Source organism: Mesorhizobium sp. B2-7-1 (assembly GCF_006440735.1).
Classification (GTDB): Bacteria; Pseudomonadota; Alphaproteobacteria; order Rhizobiales; family Rhizobiaceae; genus Mesorhizobium.
This window is the reverse complement of record NZ_VFUA01000007.1, coordinates 101,312-122,246: the sequence shown is the minus strand read 5'-3', so window position 1 is coordinate 122,246 and position 20,935 is coordinate 101,312. Positions and strand designations below refer to the sequence as shown.

General features: G+C 64.0%; 23 protein-coding genes and 1 pseudogene. 13 read left to right on the top strand and 11 right to left on the bottom strand.

From position 1 onward, the window contains the following. Positions 1-87: 87 nt before the first annotated feature. Entirely contained in the window at positions 88-1,932 is a 1,845-nt protein-coding gene (gene ilvD / locus FJ471_RS05150) for a dihydroxy-acid dehydratase (protein ID WP_140802082.1), read from the bottom strand. 184 nt (positions 1,933-2,116) lie between these two features. On the opposite strand from ilvD, the gene FJ471_RS05145 reads away from it, so the two are divergent. The 3 genes from FJ471_RS05145 (at position 2,117) to FJ471_RS05135 (ending at position 3,617) form a co-directional block, all read left to right on the top strand. Continuing rightward, the gene (locus FJ471_RS05145; RefSeq protein WP_140802081.1) at positions 2,117-2,461 is read left to right on the top strand and encodes a metalloregulator ArsR/SmtB family transcription factor; all 345 of its coding nucleotides are present in this window, start codon (positions 2,117-2,119) and stop codon (positions 2,459-2,461) included. A gap of 113 nt (positions 2,462-2,574) precedes the next feature. After that, the gene (locus FJ471_RS05140; protein ID WP_140802080.1) at positions 2,575-3,102 is read left to right on the top strand and encodes an SRPBCC family protein; all 528 of its coding nucleotides are present in this window, start codon (positions 2,575-2,577) and stop codon (positions 3,100-3,102) included. A gap of 29 nt (positions 3,103-3,131) precedes the next feature. Then, a complete protein-coding gene (locus tag FJ471_RS05135) occupies positions 3,132-3,617 on the top strand; it encodes a VOC family protein (RefSeq protein WP_140802079.1) in 486 nt (161 codons plus the stop codon). Positions 3,618-3,727: 110 nt separating this feature from the next. Here the strand turns inward: FJ471_RS05135 and FJ471_RS05130 are convergent, their stop codons facing one another. From FJ471_RS05130 to FJ471_RS05110, 5 genes are all read right to left on the bottom strand, one after another. Then, the gene (locus FJ471_RS05130) at positions 3,728-5,320 is read right to left on the bottom strand and encodes a peptide chain release factor 3 (RefSeq protein WP_140802078.1); all 1,593 of its coding nucleotides are present in this window, start codon (positions 5,318-5,320) and stop codon (positions 3,728-3,730) included. A 98-nt stretch (positions 5,321-5,418) separates the two neighbouring features. Further along, positions 5,419-6,333 carry a haloalkane dehalogenase gene (locus tag FJ471_RS05125; protein ID WP_224667683.1) on the bottom strand — a complete coding sequence of 305 codons (915 nt, stop codon included), beginning with the start codon at positions 6,331-6,333 and terminating at the stop codon, positions 5,419-5,421. A gap of 5 nt (positions 6,334-6,338) precedes the next feature. Further along, positions 6,339-6,926: a TetR/AcrR family transcriptional regulator gene (locus tag FJ471_RS05120; RefSeq protein WP_140802076.1), complete on the bottom strand. Its 588-nt coding sequence runs from the start codon at positions 6,924-6,926 to the stop codon at positions 6,339-6,341. Further along, positions 6,919-7,353 (bottom strand): hypothetical protein, encoded by a 435-nt coding sequence (locus FJ471_RS05115; RefSeq protein WP_140802075.1) that lies wholly within the window; start codon positions 7,351-7,353, stop codon positions 6,919-6,921. The genes FJ471_RS05120 and FJ471_RS05115 overlap by 8 nt, the downstream gene beginning before the upstream one ends. 81 nt (positions 7,354-7,434) lie before the next feature. Continuing rightward, entirely contained in the window at positions 7,435-7,950 is a 516-nt protein-coding gene (locus tag FJ471_RS05110) for a hypothetical protein (protein WP_140802074.1), read from the bottom strand. A 100-nt stretch (positions 7,951-8,050) separates the two neighbouring features. Between FJ471_RS05110 and FJ471_RS05100 the strand changes: the two genes are divergently transcribed. Together FJ471_RS05100 and FJ471_RS05095 are read left to right on the top strand one after the other, a co-directional pair. Then, positions 8,051-8,440, top strand: a complete 390-nt coding sequence (locus FJ471_RS05100; protein ID WP_140802073.1) for a hypothetical protein — start codon at positions 8,051-8,053, stop codon at positions 8,438-8,440. Between the two features lie 67 nt (positions 8,441-8,507). Beyond that, complete coding sequence (locus tag FJ471_RS05095) at positions 8,508-9,578, top strand: FAD-binding oxidoreductase (protein WP_140802072.1); 1,071 nt, start codon at positions 8,508-8,510, stop codon at positions 9,576-9,578. Between the two features lie 37 nt (positions 9,579-9,615). Here the strand turns inward: FJ471_RS05095 and FJ471_RS05090 are convergent. From FJ471_RS05090 to FJ471_RS05080, 3 genes and pseudogenes are all read right to left on the bottom strand, one after another. Continuing rightward, a pseudogene (locus FJ471_RS05090) lies at positions 9,616-10,295 on the bottom strand (class II glutamine amidotransferase). A 153-nt stretch (positions 10,296-10,448) separates the two neighbouring features. Beyond that, a complete protein-coding gene (locus FJ471_RS05085) occupies positions 10,449-11,252 on the bottom strand; it encodes a class II glutamine amidotransferase (protein WP_140802071.1) in 804 nt (267 codons plus the stop codon). Between the two features lie 16 nt (positions 11,253-11,268). Then, the gene (locus tag FJ471_RS05080) at positions 11,269-11,523 is read right to left on the bottom strand and encodes a DUF6356 family protein (protein ID WP_135886919.1); all 255 of its coding nucleotides are present in this window, start codon (positions 11,521-11,523) and stop codon (positions 11,269-11,271) included. A gap of 115 nt (positions 11,524-11,638) precedes the next feature. Between FJ471_RS05080 and FJ471_RS05075 the strand changes: the two genes are divergently transcribed. From FJ471_RS05075 to FJ471_RS05055, 5 genes are all read left to right on the top strand, one after another. After that, positions 11,639-12,109 (top strand): Lrp/AsnC family transcriptional regulator, encoded by a 471-nt coding sequence (locus tag FJ471_RS05075; RefSeq protein ID WP_140802070.1) that lies wholly within the window; start codon positions 11,639-11,641, stop codon positions 12,107-12,109. A gap of 163 nt (positions 12,110-12,272) precedes the next feature. After that, a complete protein-coding gene (gene dut / locus FJ471_RS05070) occupies positions 12,273-12,758 on the top strand; it encodes a dUTP diphosphatase (RefSeq protein ID WP_140802069.1) in 486 nt (161 codons plus the stop codon). Continuing rightward, positions 12,759-13,418, top strand: coding sequence for an HAD family phosphatase (locus tag FJ471_RS05065; RefSeq protein WP_140802068.1), 660 nt, complete (start codon positions 12,759-12,761; stop codon positions 13,416-13,418). Between the two features lie 65 nt (positions 13,419-13,483). Beyond that, entirely contained in the window at positions 13,484-14,338 is an 855-nt protein-coding gene (locus tag FJ471_RS05060) for a hypothetical protein (protein ID WP_140802067.1), read from the top strand. An 80-nt stretch (positions 14,339-14,418) separates the two neighbouring features. Continuing rightward, on the top strand, positions 14,419-15,222 hold the full coding sequence (locus tag FJ471_RS05055) for an oxaloacetate decarboxylase (protein ID WP_140802066.1): 804 nt from the start codon (positions 14,419-14,421) through the stop codon (positions 15,220-15,222). A 2-nt stretch (positions 15,223-15,224) separates the two neighbouring features. Here the strand turns inward: FJ471_RS05055 and FJ471_RS05050 are convergent, their stop codons facing one another. Beyond that, positions 15,225-15,920, bottom strand: coding sequence for a sulfate transporter family protein (locus tag FJ471_RS05050; RefSeq protein WP_140802065.1), 696 nt, complete (start codon positions 15,918-15,920; stop codon positions 15,225-15,227). A gap of 153 nt (positions 15,921-16,073) precedes the next feature. Beyond that, positions 16,074-16,958 (bottom strand): EamA family transporter, encoded by an 885-nt coding sequence (locus tag FJ471_RS05045; RefSeq protein ID WP_246684613.1) that lies wholly within the window; start codon positions 16,956-16,958, stop codon positions 16,074-16,076. 371 nt (positions 16,959-17,329) lie between these two features. Here FJ471_RS05045 and FJ471_RS05040 point away from each other — a divergent pair, with 371 nt between their 5' ends. From FJ471_RS05040 to FJ471_RS05030, 3 genes are all read left to right on the top strand, one after another. Then, positions 17,330-18,322 (top strand): adenosine kinase, encoded by a 993-nt coding sequence (locus FJ471_RS05040; RefSeq protein ID WP_140802063.1) that lies wholly within the window; start codon positions 17,330-17,332, stop codon positions 18,320-18,322. Positions 18,323-18,701: 379 nt separating this feature from the next. Further along, the gene (locus FJ471_RS05035; RefSeq protein ID WP_140802062.1) at positions 18,702-19,451 is read left to right on the top strand and encodes an antitoxin Xre/MbcA/ParS toxin-binding domain-containing protein; all 750 of its coding nucleotides are present in this window, start codon (positions 18,702-18,704) and stop codon (positions 19,449-19,451) included. Between the two features lie 331 nt (positions 19,452-19,782). After that, complete coding sequence (locus FJ471_RS05030; protein ID WP_140802061.1) at positions 19,783-20,904, top strand: porin; 1,122 nt, start codon at positions 19,783-19,785, stop codon at positions 20,902-20,904. Positions 20,905-20,935: the final 31 nt, after the last annotated feature.

Genomic DNA, 20,935 nt, shown 5'->3' with positions numbered 1-20,935 from the left:
TCTCACTCCGCTGGAACACCCCTCATCCGTCTCGGCGCTATCGCGCCGATCCACCTTCTCCCACAAGGGGAGAAGGAAGAATCTGTCCTACTCCGGCACTTTCCTGACCGCGCCCTTGTCGGCGCTGGTGGCGAAGGCGGCGTAGGCGCGCAGCGCCGTCGTCACCTTGCGCTTGCGCTTTTCCGCCGGCTTCCAGGCGTCCGCCCCCTTCGCCGCCATCGCCTTACGGCGTGCCTCGAGCTCGGCATCGCTGATGGCGAGCCGGATCGTGCGGTTGGGGATGTCGATCTCGATCGTATCGCCTTCCTGGACCAGGCCGATCGCGCCGCCTTCGGCTGCTTCGGGCGAGACGTGGCCGATCGACAGGCCGGACGTGCCGCCGGAGAAGCGGCCGTCGGTGATCAGCGCGCAGACTTTGCCGAGGCCTTTCGACTTCAGATAGCTGGTCGGGTAGAGCATCTCCTGCATGCCGGGGCCGCCGCGCGGGCCCTCATAGCGGATGACGACGATGTCGCCGGCCTTGACCTCGTTGGCGAGGATCGCCTTGACGGAGGCGTCCTGGCTTTCGAAGACGCGGGCCGGGCCGGTGAATTTCAGGATCGATTCATCGACGCCGGCGGTCTTCACGATGCAGCCGTCGAGCGCGAGATTGCCTTTCAGCACCGCAAGGCCGCCATCCTTGGAGAAGGGCGTCTTTGCCGAGCGGATGACGCCCGTCTCGCGGTTCGTGTCGAGCTCGTCCCAGCGGCGGTCCTGACTGAAGGCGACCTGCGTCGGCACGCCGCCGGGAGCGGCGAGGAAGAACTCGCGGACATTCTCGGCCGAGGTGCGCGAAATATCCCAATGGTCGAGCGCCTCGCCGAGCGTTGCGGTGTGCACGGTCGGCAGGTCGCGATTGATTAGGCCGGCATGGTCGAGCTGGCCAAGGATCGCCATGATGCCGCCGGCGCGGTGGACGTCCTCCATATGCACGTCGGACTTGGCCGGCGCCACCTTGCAGAGCACAGGCACCTTGCGCGACAGGCGGTCGATGTCTTCCATGGTGAAGTCGACCTCGCCCTCATGTGCGGCGGCCAGGATGTGCAACACCGTGTTGGTCGAGCCGCCCATGGCGATATCGAGCGCCATGGCGTTCTCGAAGGCGCCCTTGGAGGCGATGCTGCGCGGAAGTGCCGTTTCGTCGTCCTGCTCGTAATAGCGCTGGGCGAGATCGACGACGAGATGGCCGGCCTCGACGAACAGGCGCTTGCGGTCGGCGTGGGTGGCCAGCGTCGAGCCGTTGCCGGGCAGCGACAGGCCCAGCGCCTCGGTCAGGCAGTTCATCGAATTGGCGGTGAACATGCCCGAGCACGAGCCGCAGGTCGGGCAGGCCGAGCGCTCGATGACCTTGACGTCCTCGTCGGAAATCTTGTCGTCGGCGGCCGCGACCATGGCGTCGACCAGATCGAGCGCCTGCGCCTTGCCGGCCAATACCACCTTGCCGGCCTCCATCGGACCGCCTGAGACGAAGACGGTCGGGATGTTGAGGCGCAGCGAGGCCATCAGCATGCCGGGGGTGATCTTGTCGCAATTGGAGATGCAGACCATGGCGTCGGCGCAATGCGCGTTGACCATGTATTCGACGGAATCGGCGATCAGCTCGCGCGACGGCAGCGAATAGAGCATGCCGTCATGCCCCATGGCGATGCCGTCGTCGACGGCGATGGTGTTGAATTCCTTGGCGACGCCGCCAGCCTTCTCGATCTCGCGCGCGACGAGTTGGCCGAGGTCCTTGAGATGCACATGGCCCGGCACGAACTGGGTGAAGGAATTGACGACGGCGATGATCGGCTTGCCGAAATCGCTATCCTTCATGCCTGTGGCGCGCCACAGGCCGCGGGCGCCGGCCATGTTTCGGCCATGGGTGGTGGTGCGGGAACGATAGGCAGGCATTGATTTTCCTTAGCTGGCTGGCTGCGCTCGGTGCAGAGCGCGGCGGCGCTGAATTCGGATCGCAGGCGTTATAGACGCCACAGTCCGGCATGGCCAGAATTTTGCGATGCACCAGCAAGCTGGTTGACCATCGACGTCGATTTGTATATAGCTACTTAGGTATATAACTGATTGGCTATCTAATATGAATCAGCTCGATGCTACCTTTGCTGCGCTTTCCGACCCGACGCGGCGCGCCATTCTCGCTCGGTTGATCGAGGGGGAGGCCTCGGTGATGGAGCTTGCCGAGCCCTTCGCCATGAGTCAGCCGTCGATCTCGAAGCATCTCAAGGTGCTTGAGGGTGCAGGCCTGATCTCGCGCGGGCGCGACGCCCAGCGCAGGCCATGCCGGCTCGAAGTGAAGCCGCTGGCCGAGGCCACTGAGTGGCTAGAGCGTTATCGCAAGATCTGGGAAGGCAATTTCCAACGGCTCGATGCCTTGCTGGGCGCGCTGCAGGCCAGCAAGAGCCCGGGCGAGGCGGAACAATAGGCGGAGCCAGGCGTATCCGGCCCATGGCACGGCCCGATCAGAAAAATAGCAATCGTGTCGGGCCGGCGCCTGGCCGGACGTCCTTCGGCAAGCGAACACAAAAAGGACATTCCATGAGCACCACGAGATTGCCAGGCTCCACCGTCGCGACCTTGACCGTTACAACCCCCAGCGATCGCGAGGTCCGCATAACCCGCGTCTTCGACGCGCCACGCCCGATGGTGTTTGACTGCTGGACCGTCCCGGAATTGCTCAAGGGCTGGCTGCATGGCCCCGACGGCTGGCGGCTCGAGACCTGCGAAATCGACCTCAGGGTGGGCGGGACGGCACGCTACGTGTGGCGCCATCGTGACGGCCAGGCGATGGGCATGACCGCCACTTATCGCGAGATCGACCGGCCGAGCCTGATCGCGGCCAGCGAGCTGTTCGACGAGGACTGGACCGGCGGCGAGACGCTCGCAACCGTCGTCTTCACCGAGGCCAAAGGGAAGACGTTGCTTACGCAAACGATCCTCTACGCATCGCAAGCCGCGCGCGACGGCGCGCTTGGCACCGGCATGACCTCAGGCATGGCCGACAGCTACGGCCAACTCGATGCCTATCTCGCTTCGCTTCAGGACAGCGCCAAAGGCGCCGCCTGACCTCATTCCAAAACGCAAAGGAGAAAACGATGCCAAAGATCACCACCTGCCTGTGGTTCGACGGCCAGGCCGAAGAGGCGATGAACCACTACGTCTCCATCTTCAAGAATTCGAAGGTGCTGAGCGTCATGCGCTGGCCGAAAGGCCATGCCCAGGAAGGCCAGGCACTGGTGGCCACGTTCGAGTTGGACGGCGTACCGTTCCAGGCGCTGAATGGCGGGCCGCAATACAAGTTCAGCGAGGCGATGTCACAGTCGATCGACTGCAAGACCCAGGCCGAAGTCGACCATTTCTGGACACGTCTTACCGAAGGCGGCGGCGAGCCCGGGCCTTGCGGCTGGCTGAAGGACAAGTTCGGCGTTTCCTGGCAGGTCGTGCCGGAACAGTTGCCGCGGCTGCTCCAGGATCCGGACCGGGCCAAGGCCGGGCGCGTGATGGACGCCATGATGAAGATGGGCAAGATCGAGATCGACAGGCTGGAGGCGGCGGCGAAAGGGATGATCATAAGTGAGTAGTGAGTAGTGAGTGGCGAGTAGTGAGTAGTGAAATCACTACTGACCACTGACTACCGACTACTGACTACTGACTACTGACTACTGACTACTGACTACTGACTATTCACTTCTCACGGCGCCTTATCACGCACCTGGTAGTCCTTCACCGCGGTGAAGCGGATCGCTTTCCAGCGCTCGGCTTCGTAGTTGAGCGAGAAGGCGTGCTGGGCGAGGAAGACCGGGTCGTTGTCGAGGTCGCGGGCGATGTCGCCGCGATGCGCCTCGATGAAGCGCTGCACCTCTGCCTTGTCGTCGGCCGCGATCCAGCGGCAGATCGAGAAGCGCGACATCTCGAAATCCACCGGCAGCGTGTACTCGATGTTGAGCCGCTCCTTCAGCACGTCGAGCTGCAGCGCGCCGACCACGCCGACAATGGCCGGCGAGCCGTCTTCCGGCGAGAAGAGCTGCACCACGCCCTCCTCGGCCATCTGGTGCAGCGCCTCCTTCAGCTTCTTGGCCTTCATGGCATCGCCGAGGCGCACGCGGCGCAGGATTTCCGGGGCGAAGTTCGGCACGCCGCGGAACAGGATCTCCTCGCCTTCGGTCAGCGTGTCGCCGATACGCAGCGTGCCGTGATTGGGAATGCCGACGACGTCGCCGGCGAAAGCCTCGTCGGCGGTGACGCGGGTGCGGGCGAAGAAGAACTGCGGCGCAGACAGGCTCATCGGCTTGCCGGTGCGCACCAGCTTGGCCTTCATGCCGCGCTCCAGCTTGCCTGAACAGACGCGCACGAACGCGATGCGGTCGCGGTGGTTGGGATCCATGTTGGCCTGGATCTTGAAGACGAAGGAGGTCATCTTGTCCTCCGTCGCCTCGACCGTACGCTCATCGGCTTCCTGGGCACGCGGCGGCGGGCCGTAGGCGCCGAGCGCCTCGATCAGGTCGCGAACGCCGTAATTGCGCAGCGCCGAGCCGAAATAGACGGGCGTCAGATGGCCTTCGCGGAAGGCGTCGACATCGAGCGGGCGACAGGCTTCGCGTGCGAGCTCCAGTTCCTCGATGAAGGCTTCGCGTTCATTGTCCGGCAACAGCCCGGCGACGCGGTTGGAATCCGGGCCGTTGACCGGCGTCCGCTCCTTCTCGTCGTCGCTGCGGCGCACCGCGTTCTGCGCCAGATGATAGGTGCCTGAAAAGCTCTTGCCGCGGCCGATCGGCCAAGTGACAGGCGCGGTATCCAGCGCCAGCTTCTGCTCGATCTCGTCCAAAATCTCGAACGGATCGCGGCTTTCGCGGTCCATCTTGTTGACGAAGGTGATGATCGGGATGTCGCGCAGACGGCAGACCTCGAACAGCTTCAGCGTGCGCGGCTCGATGCCCTTGGCGGCGTCGATGACCATGACGGCGGAATCCACCGCCGACAGCGTGCGGTAAGTGTCGTCGGCGAAATCCTCGTGGCCGGGCGTGTCGAGCAGGTTGAAGACGTTGTCGTCATATTCGAAGGTCATCACCGAGGTGACGACCGAGATGCCGCGTTCGCGCTCGATCTTCATCCAGTCTGAGCGCGTCTGGATGCGGTCCTTCTTGGCCTTGACCTCGCCGGCAAGCTGGATGGCGCCGCCGAACAGCAGCAGCTTTTCGGTGAGCGTGGTCTTGCCGGCGTCGGGGTGCGCGATGATCGCGAAGGTGCGGCGGCGCGCAACCTCTTCGGGTATTGTTTCAGGCATTTCTTTTAAGGCGTTCCGTGTGACAGGCGGCGCTTCTACCAGTGCGGTGCCGGCCTGTCGACATGGGGCGGGCAACGCTTCGTGCCCGCCGCTACGGCTCAAGCCAGCTCGGCCGCGTTTTCCGCCGGAGCGATCCGCGGCAACCAGCCGGCAATGGCCTTGCCGATCGCATCGGGATGGTCTTCCTGCAGATAATGGGCGCCCGGCCCCAGATCGATGAAACGGCAGTTCTTCAGCCCCGCCGCGAATTCCCGAGCCGCCTGCGCAGAAATCAGAGCGCCGGGGTCGCCCGCGAATAGCAGTTTCGGATAGGAGGAAAGCCGCAGCGCGTGGTGATCGTGCGCGCTGATCGCGGCGACATCGGCCGGCTGACCTTCGATCGGCAGTTCCCTGGGCAGGCGCAGCGCCGGCTTGCGCGACTGCGGCGTCGGGAACGGCGCGCGGTAAGCGGCCATCTCGTCCTCTTTCATCGGCCGCAGGACCGAGGCAGGCAGGATTTTTTCCACGAAGATATTGTCTTCCAACACCAGCTTCTCGCCGGCGCCCGGCGTGCGCAACGCCTTGAAGAGCTCGCGCGCCTGCGGGCGCTGATGGAAATCCTCCCAGCGCTCGAAGGGCCTGATGAACTCCATGAAGGCCAGGCCCAGAACGCGCCGGGGCCGCCGCGCCGCGAAATGGAATGCCAGCGCCGTGCCCCAGTCCTGGGCGACGATCACCAGATCCTTGATGTCGAGCGCCTCGATGAAGGCGTCGAGATAGCGGACCTGATCGAAGAAGCGATAGTCGATGTCCGGCTTACCCGACTGGCCGTAGCCGATCAGGTCGGGCGCGATGCAGCGACCGAACGGCGCGACATGCGGAATGATGTTGCGCCAGATGTAGGAAGAAGTCGGATTGCCGTGCAGGAACAGCACGGTCGGGCCGGTCGATCCAGCCTCCAGATACGACATCGTTGAATCAAGGACATTAATCTCGGCGCGCCGCAGTTGCCGCCCATCGGTCGTCGAATTCACCTGAATCACTCCCTTCCGAACACGGTGCTGAAGATGATTTTCTTGAACCGCTCGAGCGGTTCCGGACTGCGCTCGACTTTCATGCGCAACATGGCTCCCTGCCAGGACGACAGCAGGAAATCGGCGAGGTCCTCGGCGTCGAAGGCTTTTGTGATCTCGCCCGCCGCCTGACCCTCGGCGATGCAGGCCGCGAAGGGCTGGCGCCAGCGCTCGAAAATGTCGACCAGCCTGAGTCGGAGCGGTTCACTGTGAACGGCCGTTTCCAGGCTGAGATTGCCGACCATGCAGCCGCGCGCCCAGTCATGCGCTTCGAGCTTGGAGGTGATGACGTCGAGATAGCGGCGAAGCCTGCCGACGGGCGGCGTGCCGTCACGCGTCAGCGCGCTTTCCACCAAGCCGCTGACATAGGCGAAGTAGCGCTCCAGCACCTCGCCGGCAAACTCCTCCTTGGAGGCAAAATGGTTGGTGAACGAACCCGGACGGGCGCCGGCGGCGGCAACGATGTCGCGGACGCCGGCCGCGGTGTAGCCGGAACTCCAGATGGTCTGGAAGCCGGCCTGGAGAAGGTTTTCGCGGAGTGATTGTCTAGCCATGGTGATATAATACGTACGTACGTATTGATGTCAAGCGCATGGATTGGACTGGCAAAAGATTGCTCCAAATCGGCAGTGGGATGCGGGACATCATCAGAGCCGCGTGCGGCGCGCCGGTGCCGACCTCATCGGCACTGTTGAAGCGGATGCCGTGGACCGTCGCCGCCGGAACCAGCCCGTCAAATCTGTGCACCGTCGTCCTGGCGGCGGCCGTGCCAGATGACCGACGAGATTTCCGAACGTTTGATGCGATGTCGCGCAGCAGATGGTCCGGCAACTCGTCCAGCCAGACGCGATCCCTGCGGAGGCGGACCATCCGTGCAAGCACGCGCGGGCCGGAGCGGCATATTTCGACGGCTGTCGCGAAGAAACGCCCGTCAACTGGCTGACCGGCGACGGGCTTCATTCCCATGCGAAGGGTTGGCATGATCATCTTTCCTTTTGTCTGAACGAAGGGATCGGGAGGGCCACGAATGGTCCTCCCGAAGCACACCGCCCGTCACACCGGTCAGGACCGGTCGTGCTCGCAGCTCACATAGGGGTTCCAGTCGGCGAACATGCCGGCCGGGTTGTGCCGCCAGTGCCAGACATGGAGCTCGTAATACGGGTCCACCGGGTGGACGCCCACCGTCGTCTTGCGCTGCAGGGTGCGGCCGAGGAATTCGGGCACGCCTTTTCCCTTCCAGTCCTTTTTGAAGACGATGTATTCCATGCCGACGAGCTGCATCGAGCCATCGGCTTCCGGCTCGTAGGTCAGCACGTCCGGCTCGCCGAGCACGAGCCTGCCGTCGCCGGCGCGTCCGGGATGGATGAAGTGAACGCCCATCGTGCCGTGCTCGTCATGCGTCGTGCATTCGAACAGCTGCTGGTAGCCGTCCGCCTTGGCGACCTCGATGTCGAGGTACTTGGCCGCCATGTCCCGCGACCGGTTGAGCACCGGATCGGGCATGTCATGCGCGACCGCGGTGCCGCAAAGCAGCGCCGAGGCACCGACGGCAAGGACGATTTCCGCAAAGCGCTTCACGATCGATCCCTCCCCGGCAGGCGGCGGCGTAAGCCGTCGTCGGATCGAACAGGCGCTTGACCTGCGTGATCTTGGTCGCCGGGAAGCCGCTCATCTTGGCGTGGCGCTGGATGATCGCCTCGTCCTTGGCGAGATAGACGCAAAAGGTCTTGTCGTCCAGCGCTGGCCGATGGCCTCCATCCAGGCGCTGACCGCGGAAGCCAAGGCGGAGCTATTCATGCAGGAAGAACGCCTCGCCGAGGCCGCCCGGGAGCTGCAGATCGCATGCTCGCGGTGGAACGAGATCGGCTCGCCGATCAACGTCGCCGACGCCAGGCTGTCGCTCGCGGCATTGCTCATCAGGATCGGCGATCGGGCCGGCGCTGACCTGGAGCTCGGCACAGCGCTGGCCGTTGCGAAGAAAGTCGATTCCTCACGGCTCAAACGGCGCTGTGACGAGTTGAGGGGCCTGATTGCCGGGGCGCCTGCGGTAGCAATGGGCGGCGCATAGCCGGCGCTCACTTGAGGTCCGGCCGGCGGGGTGGCATGACGGGGGAAATCTCTCCCAAAGGTCCGGCATGAGCAACGCAAAACAAGTCATCGTCATCGGAGCCGGCATCATCGGCGCCTCTATCGCCTGGCATCTGGCGAAAGCCGGCGCGCGCGTGACGGTCGTTTCCGAGAGCGGCGCCGGTGGTGTCGCCACGCCGAATTCCTTTGCCTGGATCAACGCAAGCTGGGGCAATCCGGAAACCTATTTCCGGCTGCGCATCCGGGCCATGGCCGAATGGAAACGGCTGGCGAACGACCTGCCGGGCCTGCCGCTCGCCTGGTGCGGCGGCCTGTGCTGGGACCTGCCAGCGGACGAGCTCGAAGCCTACGCGGCCGAGCATTCATCCTGGGGCTATGGCATCGAGCGGGTCGGACGCGAACAGGCGGCGCGCATCGAGCCCAATCTGGCGGCGCTTCCCGATTTTGCCCTTCATGTTGCCGAGGAAGGCGTGGCCGAGCCCGTGGCGACCATAAAGGCGCTGCTGGCGGATGCCGAACGGCGCGGCGCGCGGATCGTTGCGGGAGCCGTCGACCGGTTGGCGCTAGTCAACGGCAAGGTCACCGGCGTCGTCGTTTCGGGCGAGACCATCGCCGCCGACGAGGTGGTGGTTGCAGCCGGCGCCGGTGCTCCGGCGATCGCCGCGACGGCGGGCGTCAAGCTGCCGATCGAGACACCGCCCGGCCTGATCGTGCACTCGCGCCCCCACAAGAAGCTGCTCAACGGCCTGGTGCTGGCCGACAGGCTGCATATGCGCCAGACGGCCGAGGGACGCATCGTCGCCGGCTCGGATTTCGGCGGCGGCGAGCCGGGCGAGAACCCAGAAGCTGATGCGCGCGCGCTGTTCGCCGCGACGAAAGCGATGCTGCGTGGCGCGGACGGGCTGGAATTCGACTTTCACACGATCGGCTACCGTCCAACGCCGGCCGATGGTTTCCCGATCGTCAGCCGCGCCGACGGCGTCGGCGGCCTCTACATCGCCGTCACTCATTCCGGCATCACGCTGGCGCCCGCCGTCGGCCTGTTTGTTGCCCGCGAAATCCTCGACGGCGAGCGCGATGCGTTGCTCGCGCCTTACGCTCTGTCGCGCTTCGTTTAGCAGCCGGCCGATGGCGGAAGCCGCCAATGCCGAGGCTTCAGCTTGCCAGCGCCCACCGGGACGTCGCTGGCGCGAACGGGCGGATGCTGGTGCTGTCGTGGGTCATCGTCACGAAGCTCGATTGCGGAATCTCGTGTCAGGTCCGGCCGTCGCGATCGAACGGCTCGGAGACGATGCAACGGCCGACGCCTTTGGCGAAGGCGGCGGTGTAAAGCGTCGGTGCTTGATCGTCGGTGGCGTAGCGAACGGCATGAAGCGCCCTTCCGTTACTGAAGGCGGCCGTCAGCTTCAGGGACGGGTCGATGCCGACGCGGTGCGCAGCCTCGATCACGCGGCCGGTGGCGCGGGACACCGCGCCTTGCGGATCCTGCGCAAGGCCTTCGCCGAGCATCACGCGGAAAAACAGCTCGGAATCCGTGGTCCCTTCGATCTGGTCGAACAGCGCATCCGAGAGCGAGTTCTCGAGCGGACGACGGATCTTCTCGAAGCCACCGATCTGGCCGTTATGCATGAACGACCAGCGGCCCGAGGGGAAGGGATGGCAGTTCGCGCGGCTGGTGGCGCCGCCTGTCGAAGCGCGGACATGGGCCAGGAACAGGCCGGATTTCACCTGGCGTCCAAGGCTCCTGAGATTGGTGTCGGACCAGGCCGGGAGGGGGCGGCGATGACGTCTTCCAGGAAGATCGCGTCGCCGAGATAGGCTGCCCACCTGCACATTGTCCTGTCATCCTCTGTCGACGCGTTTTTGAGCGCGCGAATGAATTCGCCGCTCGTCTGGCGCCACAGATGACAGGAGGGAGGTTGGACGTCCTTACGCCGCGCTTACGTTTTGCTGATCTCTGCCTGAACGCGGCAGTTCGGGATTCTACTTCAACCGACGACCAGCGCCAGCTTGTTCGCCGCCGGCGCGAACGGCCGGATGCCGGTGCCGTCCCTGGTCATGGTGACGAAGCTTGCCGGAGGTATCGCCTGCCACTCGCCGCCGTCGCGGTCGAAGGGTTCCGAGACGATGCAATGACCGGCGCGCTTCGTGAAGGCGCCGGTATAGAGCGTCGGCGCATGGTCGTCGGTGGCGTAGCGAACGGCGTACAGCGCCTCGCCATCCGAAAAGGCCGCGGTCAGCTTCAGCGCCGGCTCGATGCCGGCGCGGCGGGATGCCTCGATGATGCGACCGGTCGCCCGTGACACCGCACCCTGCGGGTCGGTCGCCAGGCCCTGGTCGATCATCAGGAGAAAAAAGAGTTCGGAATCGGTAGTGCCCTCGCGCTGGTCGAAGACCGCGTCGGTGAGCGTGTTTTCCAGCGCGCGGCGGATCTTTTCGAAGCCGCCGATCTGGCCGTTATGCATGAACGACCAGCGGCCGGAGACGAAGGGATGACAGTTCATGCGGCTGGTGGCGCCGCCGGTCGAGGCGCGCACATGGGCCAGGAACAGTCCCGATTTGATCTGCCGGCACAGGCTCTTCAGGTTGGGGTCGGACCAGGCCGGCAGGATGTCGCGATAAAGGCCGGGCTCGGGCCGGTCGCCGTACCAGGCAAGGCCGAAGCCGTCGCCATTGGTCGGCGACTTGGCTTCCTGGGCGCAGTGGCTCTGGGCGATCAGCGAATGGCAGGGCGCGGTGATGATGTCTTCGAGGAAGACCGCTTCACCAAGATAGGCCGCCCACCGGCACATCGCATTCCACCATTTATCAGGCGCGATCCATCAGAGCCGCCGGCTCCTTGACCGCATGTGAGCCTCGGTTGTGCGTGCGCTCGTAGAGCTCGCGAACGATTCGGCTCGCCGTAGTTTCGAACAGAAACGGCAAGAAAGCGTGAACGAGCGCGGCACCGGCCGCCATCGACAGGCGCGAGCAGAACCAGGCGGCGAAGGCCATGTGGCCGAAATAGGTCTCGCCGACCTTCTCAGGGTGAGAGGTGAACAGTGCCGTAAGCCTGGTCGTCATGGTGATCCCTCCTGCCGGGATAAGCCCCGATGGTGAGTATCGTGCCACAGGGCTTTGGTTCATCGGTCCCAAATTGTCCTTGATTTTGATAGAACCATGAGACATTCATCCCAATATGCCGACAGAACTCGATGAGATCGATCGAAGATTGCTTGCCGAGTTGCAACGCGACGGCACGCTGTCGATCGACCAGCTGTCGGAGCGGGTGGCGCTGTCGCGCAATGCCTGCTGGCGACGCGTCAAGCGGCTGGAAGAGGATGGCGTCATCACCGGCCGCGTGGCGCTGGTCGACGCCGACAAGCTTGGCCTCGGCCTTTCCGTCTTCATCCTGATCCGCACCTCCAACCACGACCCGGACTGGCTGCAGAAATTCCGCGCGGCGGTGACCGGCTTTGCCGAGATCACCGGCGTCTACCGCATGTCGGGCGACCTCGATTATGTGCTGAGGGCCCGGGTAGCCGACGTGAAAGCCTATGACCGGCTCTACCAGCGGCTGATCGCCAAGGTGGCGCTGTCGGATGTCTCGGCCTCCTTCGTCATGGAGGAGATCAAGGAGACAACCGTGGTGCCGGTGGAACTGCGCTAGGTTGGCAAAGCCTCATCGCTTCGTCATCCACGGACGAAGCGACGAGCGTTCTCGCCAATCGCCAAAATGGATGGCGAGGTCATAGTCGCGCCAGAAAGAAAGCCGTTGATAGCATGGCGGGCGAGTTGACCGAATCGCCGCTCGCGCCGATAGGATCGATTTTATGCGCACAGCTGTCCATCCTTCCTCCGTCATCGGCCCCACCGTCGGTTTCGTCAGGCTCCCGCATGGAGAAGGCCTGCCTCTGCCGGCCTATGAAAGCGCCGGCGCCGCCGGCATGGATCTGCGGGCCGCGGTGCCGGAAGACCGGCCGCTGCTCATCCTGCCGGGAAAGCGGGCCTTGGTGCCGACCGGGCTTGTCCTGGAAATCCCGGAAGGCATGGAAGGCCAGGTGCGGCCACGCTCGGGCCTTGCCTTCAAGCATGGGCTGACCGTCCTCAACACGCCCGGCACCGTCGACAGCGACTATCGCGGCGAGGTGAAAGTGCTGCTCGTCAATCTCGGCGACGAGGATTTCTCGGTGACCCGCGGCATGCGCATCGCCCAGATCGTTTTCGCCGCGGTGACGCAGGTGGCCAGCGAGGAGCGCGCGCTGGCCGGCGGCACGACGCGCGGCGCCGGCGGTTTCGGATCGACCGGCACCGCCTAAATGCAAGTTCCAAAGCTGGTCATCTTCGACTGCGACGGGGTCCTGGTCGACACCGAGAACCTTGCCAACCGGCGCCTCGCCGAATGGCTGACCGCCGCCGGTTTTGCGACCACATTCGAATATTGCCGCAAGAATTTCTCCGGCCGCAGCATGGTCTCGGTGCAGAAAGAGATCGAAGAGACGACCGAGGTCCGGCTCGGCGCCAACTTCGTCGATCGCTGGAATGCCGGCCTGCCGGATCTTTTCTCGCATGGCGTCGAGGCAATCCCCTATGTGGGCGATTTCATCGAGACGGTGCGCAAAGCCGGCATCGCCTATTGCGTCGCCTCCTCGGCGCGGGTCTCGAAGATGCATATTACGCTTGGACAGACCGGACTTTTGCCGCTGTTCGAGCATGCCATGTTTTCCGCCACCATGGTCAGCCGCGGCAAGCCGTTCCCGGACCTCTTCCTGCATGCCGCAGCGACGATGGGCTTCGCGCCGGCCGACTGCGTCGTCATCGAGGACAGCGTTGCGGGCACCCAAGCCGGTATTGCCGCCGGCATGCGGGTGTTCTCCTACCATGCCGATCCGTTCTCCGATCGCGACGGCCTGGCGGCGGCCGGCGGCATCCTGTTCGACGACATGCGCGAACTGGCAGGGCTGGTACCTATCCACTGATCGCATTTGGCTGCGCGCCGTAAAACGCCGTGCTAGCGTGGGCTGATCCGAGGGGGGCGCGGTCCATGGTTTCCACATTAAGCCGTTTCATGCTCGCATGCCTGCTGCTGCCTTGCCTGTGGGCGGCCGCGCTGGCCCAGGCGGTCGGCTTTCCGGAGCTGAGCAGCGCCGTTCCCGGACATCAGGACGTCACTTATTTCGACCTTGCCAAAATGATCGTGCCTGACCTCAAGGCCGGCGATGACGGTTTCTACAAGGGCAGCGCGCCGATCGAGATGCGCGACATCCTCGGTGGCGACGACGGCGGATCGCCGCCTGAAACCATCAACCTGCCGAATGCGGCGGTGCTGGCCATCAAGGCCGGCGGCAAGGGACGGCTGACGATGCTTCTCGACCTCGGCCAGGCGCAGGACAGCGCCGAAGGATTTGCCGTGCTGGCGCTCTTCGATCTCACCGGCAAGCCGAAGCTGCTCGACGCGGTCAATGTCGGAACCGACCGGAGCACCTATTTTCGCGATCCTGGAAAGCTGGCGATCAGCCCGGATGACGACGCGCTCATCACCATGAGCACGCATTTCAATTCGAACCAGGGCTATGCCGGCACGATCCTGATCCTGGTCCGCAACGACCGCTTCGAGCCGATCGACCAGATCAATACGTTCGACGAGAATGTCTGCGCCTACAAGCGCACGCAGGACCTCTCCTTCCAGGCGCTCGGCGCTGAGAAGCCCTACGCGGCGATCAAGGTGACGGTGACCGACGCCACCGAGCCGAGCGAGGAAAGCTGCGAGGAGCCGGCGCCCAAGGCGGTCTCGCACGATATTTCCGTCACTTATCGCTGGGATGCCAAGGCGTCACGCTACGTGAAGGATTCCGACGCCTTCGAGAAATTGTCAGCAGAAAACGCCGAACGCTTCTGAGCCACACGCATTCGTTTGCCCGGTTCGAGCGGCCGCGATAAATTCCCCGCACGACCCCCACTCATGATTGAGGACCCGCCATGGACAAGGGCAAGATTTTTCGCGATCTGCATGCCTCCACCTTCGTCATGCCCAACCCCTGGGACATAGGCACGACCAAGCTTCTGGCCTCGTTCGGCTTCAAGGCGCTGGCGACGACCAGCGCCGGTTTCGCCTTCTCCCGCGGCCTGCCGGACGGCGCCGTGACCTTCGACGCCATGATCCATCATTGCCGCGAGGTGACGGCCGCGACGGAGCTGCCGGTTTCGGCCGATCTCGAACGCGGCAAGGGCGACAGCGCCGAACAAGCGGCCGAGACCATCTTCGCGGCCGAGGCCGCCGGTCTCGCCGGCTGCTCGATCGAGGACCATACCGGCGACGCCGCCAACCCGATCTATGATTTCTCGCACGCCGTCGAGCGCGTCGCCGCCGCCGTCGAGGCCGCCCGCGCGCTCAAGCACGATTTCGTCTTCACCGCGCGGGCCGAGAATTTCCTGTGGGGCAGGACCGACCTCGACGATACCATCAAGCGGCTGCAGGCCTTCGAGAAAGCCGGCGCCGACGTGCTTTATGCGCCCGGCATCGGCGACGTCGAAATGGTGCGCACGATCTGCTCGTCGGTGAGCCGGCCGGTCAACGTGATGGCCCGACCCGGTTTCACCATCGCCGACCTTGCCATGGCCGGCGTCAAGCGCATCTCGCTCGGACCGTGGCTGACCAATTTCGCCTATGGCATGCTGGAGACGGCGGCGCGCGAAATCCAGCAGGACGGCACTTTCGGCTTCACCCGGGCGGCGATGCCGTTCGGCAAGCTGCAAGCGCTGTTCCGTGAGGGCAAGGAGTAGGGCTAGATCGGCTCCCGCGCCGAAACCGCCTTGTGCAGATGCACCATCATGGCGGCCGCGAAAAGCGGCGTCAGAAGATTGAGCAGCGGCACCGCCAGGAACAGGGCGATGACCAGCCCGGCCAGGAACACGGTGCCGGCATATTTGCGGCGGAGCGCCTTGGCCTCGGGTTCGGAGCGAAAGCGCATGGTCGCGAACTCGAAGAATTCGCGGCCCAGCAGATAGCCGTTGACGATGAAGAAGGCGGCGATGTTGATGCCCGGGACCAGAAGCAAGAGCAGCGCGACGATGTTGCCGAGGACGACAACGCCGAAGAATTTGATCGCCAGCGCAAGCGAGCGCAGCGCCGGCACGGCATGGCCGGGCGGATCGTTGGGATAGTCGGTACGTTCGACGACTTCGGCGATATCGTCGAGGAAGAGACCGGCGACGATCGCCGTCACCGGCGCAATGAGCAAGGCCAGGCCCACGGCCAGAACGATGCCGGCGATGATGCCGCCCAGCCATCCGGCCCAGGACGGCAGGCCAGGCAGCAGCGTTTGCAGCCAGGGCCAGGCCAGCCATTCGAGCAGGCTCTCCAGGCCGAGCCAGAGCGCCAGCAGAGCGAGCAGCGTCAGCCCAAGCGTCTTCAGGAAGACGGAGCGGAATTCAGGCGAGAACAGCCGGCTGGCGGCGGCGCGTGCAGCGTCTAGGATCACGGCGGGTCCAGGCCCTCATCGAGTAATGACGTCCCCGAGATAGGCGGGCTTCTGCCCAGACGCAACCAAAGCGCGTCGCGCCGACGCGCTTTGGTTTAGTCTCGATGCATGTCGGTTATCCCAAAACCGTGTCACACTTTTGGGCGACATGCATTATCGCGCAAGCCTGACCTGCCGTGCCGGAATGGTCATGGCCGCAACGCCGGCGACGACAAAGCCCATGCCGACCCAGGCCATCGGCCCCAGGCTTTCGCCGAGGAAGACGGCGCCGATGCCGACGCCGATCGGCACGCGCAGATAGGCCTGCGAGGTGGTGCCGACCGAGCCCAGCGTGTGGATCAGGCGGAAATAGATGACGAAGGCCAGCGCCGTCGAGAAGACCGACAGGCCGAGCAGGGCCAGGATCGATGCGCCCGACGGCGCAAGCGTCCATGGCTGGTCCACGACCAAGCTCAGAGGAACAAGTATGACGGCGCCGCAAAGCATCGAACCCGCGGCGGGTATCATCGGATCGAGGCCCTTGAAGCCGCGGCCGAAGATCGCCGCCCCGGCATAGGAGACCGTCGCGATGACGATCGCAAGCTGCGCCCAGAGCTCACGGCCGAGTCCGCCGAGCGCCTCCGTGCCGATGATGAGACAGATGCCGACGATGCCGGCGCCGACACCGACCAGCTTGCGCGCCGTGACGGGCTCATGGCGCGTGATCAACGCCGTCAGCAGGAAGGTGAAGATCGGCGAGGTCGAATTGAGGATTGTGGCAAGACCGGCATCGACCGAGCGCTCGGCGGCGGCGATCAGCGTGAACGGCACGACGCTGTTGAGGCAGGCCTGGAAGGCGAAGCGGCGCCAGATTGCCGCGTCGGCGGGCATGGCGAGGCCGCGCCAGCGGATGATGGTGAAGAGAATAGCCCCGGCAATCAGCGTCCGGGCGGCAATGAAGGTCACCGGCGGGATCGTCTCGACGCCGATCTTGATGAAGGTGTAGGAAGCGCCCCACAGCACCGCCAAAACGCCAAGCAGCGCAAGGTCGGTGGACATTTCGGTCTTCTCGGACATTCGTGGTTCGCGCCTTCAGCCTGTCGCCGGAACGATCCGCTTTGTTCTTACGGTTCTTACGCAATTCCGGACGGAAAACCGCCACGCACTTTTCCTGGAATTGCTTCTAGCCCGCAACGTCGCGGAAATGTTTAGATCGCGGTGAAACCATAGCTGTCACGGTCGTGACTGTTGTGGGCCAGTTCGATACGAACGCTGCCGCAGCCGGCGAACAATCGGCGCCACGGTCGGTTCCGTGGAAGGCAATGGCGATTTTCGGGGTAGGCAAAGCAGCGCCAAGTCGCTAGACCCGCGCCCGGTCGGCATGCCAGATAGCCGGCCAGAAGCCTGATTGGCTCTTGGCGGAGATTTTGATGCCGGAATATGACGTGCTTTGCATCGGCAATGCCATTGTCGACATCATCGCGCAGTGCGACGAGGCTTTTCTCGAGACCAACGGCATCATCAAGGGCGCGATGAACCTCATCGACGCCAGGCGCGCCGAATTGCTTTACGGCCGCATGGGACCGGCGATCGAGGCTTCGGGCGGCAGCGCCGGCAACACGGCGGCCGGCGTCGCCAGCCTCGGCGGGCGGGCGGCCTTCTTTGGCAAGGTGTCGAACGACGCGCTGGGCGATATCTACACCCATGATATCCACGCCCAGGGCGTTGCCTTCGACACCAGGCCTCTCGGGGGCGAACCGCCGACCGCGCGCTCGATGATCTTCGTCACGCCCGATGGTGAGCGTTCGATGAACACCTATCTCGGCGCCTGCGTCGAGCTTGGCCCCGAGGATGTCGAGGCGGACAAGGCTTCCGGCTCTAAAGTGACCTATTTCGAAGGCTATCTGTGGGATCCGCCGCGCGCCAAGGAAGCAATTCGGCAGACCGCCAAGCTGGCGCATGCGGCGGGCCGCGAAGTGTCGATGACACTGTCGGACTCCTTCTGCGTCGACCGCTACCGCGACGAGTTTCTCGACTTGATGCGCTCGGGCACCGTCGACATCGTCTTTGCCAACAGCCACGAGATCAAGTCGCTTTACCAGACCGCGTCGTTCGAGGAGGCGCTCGCCGCCATCCGCAAGGATTGCAGAATAGCCGCCGTCACCCGCTCCGAAAAAGGCTCGGTGATCGTGCGCGGCGACGAGACCGTCGCCATCCAGGCGACGAAGATCAAGGAACTGGTCGACACGACCGGCGCCGGCGACCTCTATGCCGCCGGCTTCCTCTACGGCTACACGACCGGACGCAGCCTCAAGGATTGCGGCGATCTCGGTTCGCTGGCCGCGGGGTTGGTGATCCAGCAGATCGGCCCGCGCCCGCGCCAGAGTCTGCGCCGCGAGGCCGAGCAGGCCGGGCTCCTCTAGGGCCTCTACCTCCCCCCGTGGGAGGTCGGATTGTCCCGAATTGCGCTTCGCAATTCGGCTGGCAATCCGGGCGAGGGGTAATCGGCGCCAAGCTGGAGCACCCCCTCATCCGTCTCGGCGCTGTGCGTCGATCCACCCGGCTGCTCATAAGGGGAGAAGATAGTGCGCCGGCTGTCGCGGACCTGTCACGTTGGCCCTCTAAGATGCAAAATGAGGCGTTCCGCGACTGACATTTCGGCGCGCCAAACCAGGGGTGTGAAGATGCAAACCAGCAAGCTGCCGGGCCGCGGCGCCAGTTGCCGTCGCGTATTTTATTTTCCGCTATAAAATTTCAGCAATCGCCGGCGCCTGGGAGGAGCGCGGGCCGCAAGACAGATTCATGACCAGATTCCAGAACCCGTCCGACGGGATTTCACAAGAGGCATTGGCAGGCCTAATGGCCGAAGCCGTGCAACAGGCGTTGATGCAGCATGGCGTCATGCTGGATGCCGAGGCGCTGACGTCGGCAAGCAAGATCGCCGGCCATCTGGCTGCCGCCCTCCCCTTCCTGCCGCCTGCACAGCGCCTGGCCATCGGCTCCTTCAAGGGCGAGTGGACCGACCTTGCCTCCGACTTTCTTCGTGTGATGACGAACAAGGTCGCGAGCGACGGTTCGGCCGCATCCGAGCGCGGCCCTGAGCGCCCGGCGCGGAAATCGGAGACAGGGAGGCCGGCGGCCCAGCCGATCGCCGAGCGAGCCGCGGACCTGCAATCGATGCCGATCGAGGATTGGGCTGGCGAGGTCGCCGGCTCGACCTATCTGGAAGAGAAGCTCCGCATTCCGCGCTCCACGCTGCATCGCTGGCAAAGACGCGGCGAGGTCATTGCGCTCCGCAAGGGCGGCCGCAAGCATGTCTTCCCACTGGCCCAGTTCATCGACGGCAGGCCGGTTCTGGGTATCGGCGACGTGCTTTCGGCGATCGCCAATCCGCGGCTTGCCTGGTTCTGGCTGAGCCGGCCTTCGCCCGAGCTGGGCGGCCGCGTCCCCATCGAGATGTTGAGGGATGACATGGTCGAGGACGTGGTCCGCGCCGCACGCGCCCCTGTCCTGATCCGGAGTCGTTTTTTCCATATTCGTCCGAACTTTTAGAAATTTATTCGGCAAAATTCCTGTCATAAAACCATAATAATTGGCACATTTGGCACATTTCCAGGTCTTCCCCGCACTTAGGTTGTATAGATTGTGCAGTATGTCCCATTTTTACAGATGTATGACGTGATATTTGGGCAACAAGACCTTCATAAGATTCAAAAAGCCGCCTTTCAGACACAATCTCTGTTGTACGTGACGGCCGATTAAGCCATGTCCAAGGCGAAGAAGCGGCGCCGGTGCGCGACTTCTTCAACGATGGGGACGGGGGTGGCAAGAGCCGAACGGCATGTCAGGCCTGTCTTGAACCTTTGACTGGAGATTCAAGAAAATGAACATCAAGAGCCTTCTTCTCGGCTCCGCTGCGGCCCTGATCGCAGTTTCGGGCGCGCGCGCCGCCGATGCGGTGACCGTCGCCGAGCCGGAACCGGCCGAATACGTCAAGATCTGCGACGTCTATGGCGCCGGCTACTTCTACATCCCCGGTACCGAGACCTGCCTGCGCATCGGCGGCTACATCCGCTATGACGCCGGATTCGGCGATCCCGGCACATTGGACGGCCGGAGAGTCAGAGATACAATGGATCCTGGCCCCGACTCAGATCCGAATTTCAACAACAGCTGGAATAAGAACGCCCGCTTCGCGTTCAGGACCTGGACCGGCCAGGAAACCGAGCTCGGCACGTTGAAGACCTATACCGAGGCCCGCTTCAACTTCAAGAACGGCACGTCGGCGGTGAATCTGGAATTCGGCTGGGTCCAGCTTGGCGGCCTGCGCGTCGGTGTGGATGAGACGCCTTACGACCAGTTCATCGGCTATGCCGGCAACGTCGTGCAGGACACGATCATCCCGTACGGCATCAAGGTCACCAACGTCGTCAGCTACTATTTCGACGCCGGCAGCGGCTTCTCGGGCGTGGTCTCGCTCGAAGAGGGTGCGGACACCGGCGACATCCACGGCACGATCGATAGCTATGTCCCGCATGTCGTCGGCGGCCTGAAGTACAAGGGCGACTGGGGCGCGATCACCGGCGTCGTCGCCTATGACAGTAACTACGAGGAAGTGGCCGGCAAGGTCCGCCTGGACGTCAACGTCACCAAGGAACTGTCGCTGTTCGTCATGGGCGGCTACGGCACCGACGACAATTTCGTCGACCACGCCAGCGGCCGCGGCTTCTACAAGCCCTGGGGCGGCAACTGGGCCGTCTGGGGCGGCGGCACCTACAAGTTCAACCCGAAGACCGCCTTCAACCTCCAGGTCTCGGCCGACGACGCCAAGAACTTCGCCGTGGCGGCAAACGTAGCCTACACGATCGTCTCGGGCTTCACGGTCACGACCGAAGTCAACTACTACCACGATGGCAAGTTCGGTCAGGCCGACGACTACAATTTCACCAAGGCCTTCAGGAAGAACAACTGGGGCGGCATCGTCCGCTTCCAGCGCAACTTCTAATCGAATGCAAAGATCATAAAGAAAGGCCCGC

Bases quoted from the DNA above. Each gene is read 5' to 3' on its own strand.
- ilvD (WP_140802082.1), bottom strand. From the start codon at position 1,932: ATGCCTGCCTATCGTTCCCGCACCACCACCCATGGCCGAAACATGGCC.
- FJ471_RS05145 (WP_140802081.1), top strand. From the start codon at position 2,117: ATGAATCAGCTCGATGCTACCTTTGCTGCGCTTTCCGACCCGACGCGG.
- FJ471_RS05140 (WP_140802080.1), top strand. From the start codon at position 2,575: ATGAGCACCACGAGATTGCCAGGCTCCACCGTCGCGACCTTGACCGTT.
- FJ471_RS05135 (WP_140802079.1), top strand. From the start codon at position 3,132: ATGCCAAAGATCACCACCTGCCTGTGGTTCGACGGCCAGGCCGAAGAG.
- FJ471_RS05130 (WP_140802078.1), bottom strand. From the start codon at position 5,320: ATGCCTGAAACAATACCCGAAGAGGTTGCGCGCCGCCGCACCTTCGCG.
- FJ471_RS05120 (WP_140802076.1), bottom strand. From the start codon at position 6,926: ATGGCTAGACAATCACTCCGCGAAAACCTTCTCCAGGCCGGCTTCCAG.
- FJ471_RS05115 (WP_140802075.1), bottom strand. From the start codon at position 7,353: ATGCCAACCCTTCGCATGGGAATGAAGCCCGTCGCCGGTCAGCCAGTT.
- FJ471_RS05095 (WP_140802072.1), top strand. From the start codon at position 8,508: ATGAGCAACGCAAAACAAGTCATCGTCATCGGAGCCGGCATCATCGGC.
- FJ471_RS05085 (WP_140802071.1), bottom strand. From the start codon at position 11,252: ATGTGCCGGTGGGCGGCCTATCTTGGTGAAGCGGTCTTCCTCGAAGAC.
- FJ471_RS05080 (WP_135886919.1), bottom strand. From the start codon at position 11,523: ATGACGACCAGGCTTACGGCACTGTTCACCTCTCACCCTGAGAAGGTC.
- FJ471_RS05075 (WP_140802070.1), top strand. From the start codon at position 11,639: ATGCCGACAGAACTCGATGAGATCGATCGAAGATTGCTTGCCGAGTTG.
- dut (WP_140802069.1), top strand. From the start codon at position 12,273: ATGCGCACAGCTGTCCATCCTTCCTCCGTCATCGGCCCCACCGTCGGT.
- FJ471_RS05065 (WP_140802068.1), top strand. From the start codon at position 12,759: ATGCAAGTTCCAAAGCTGGTCATCTTCGACTGCGACGGGGTCCTGGTC.
- FJ471_RS05060 (WP_140802067.1), top strand. From the start codon at position 13,484: ATGGTTTCCACATTAAGCCGTTTCATGCTCGCATGCCTGCTGCTGCCT.
- FJ471_RS05055 (WP_140802066.1), top strand. From the start codon at position 14,419: ATGGACAAGGGCAAGATTTTTCGCGATCTGCATGCCTCCACCTTCGTC.
- FJ471_RS05045 (WP_246684613.1), bottom strand. From the start codon at position 16,958: ATGTCCACCGACCTTGCGCTGCTTGGCGTTTTGGCGGTGCTGTGGGGC.
- FJ471_RS05040 (WP_140802063.1), top strand. From the start codon at position 17,330: ATGCCGGAATATGACGTGCTTTGCATCGGCAATGCCATTGTCGACATC.
- FJ471_RS05035 (WP_140802062.1), top strand. From the start codon at position 18,702: ATGACCAGATTCCAGAACCCGTCCGACGGGATTTCACAAGAGGCATTG.
- FJ471_RS05030 (WP_140802061.1), top strand. From the start codon at position 19,783: ATGAACATCAAGAGCCTTCTTCTCGGCTCCGCTGCGGCCCTGATCGCA.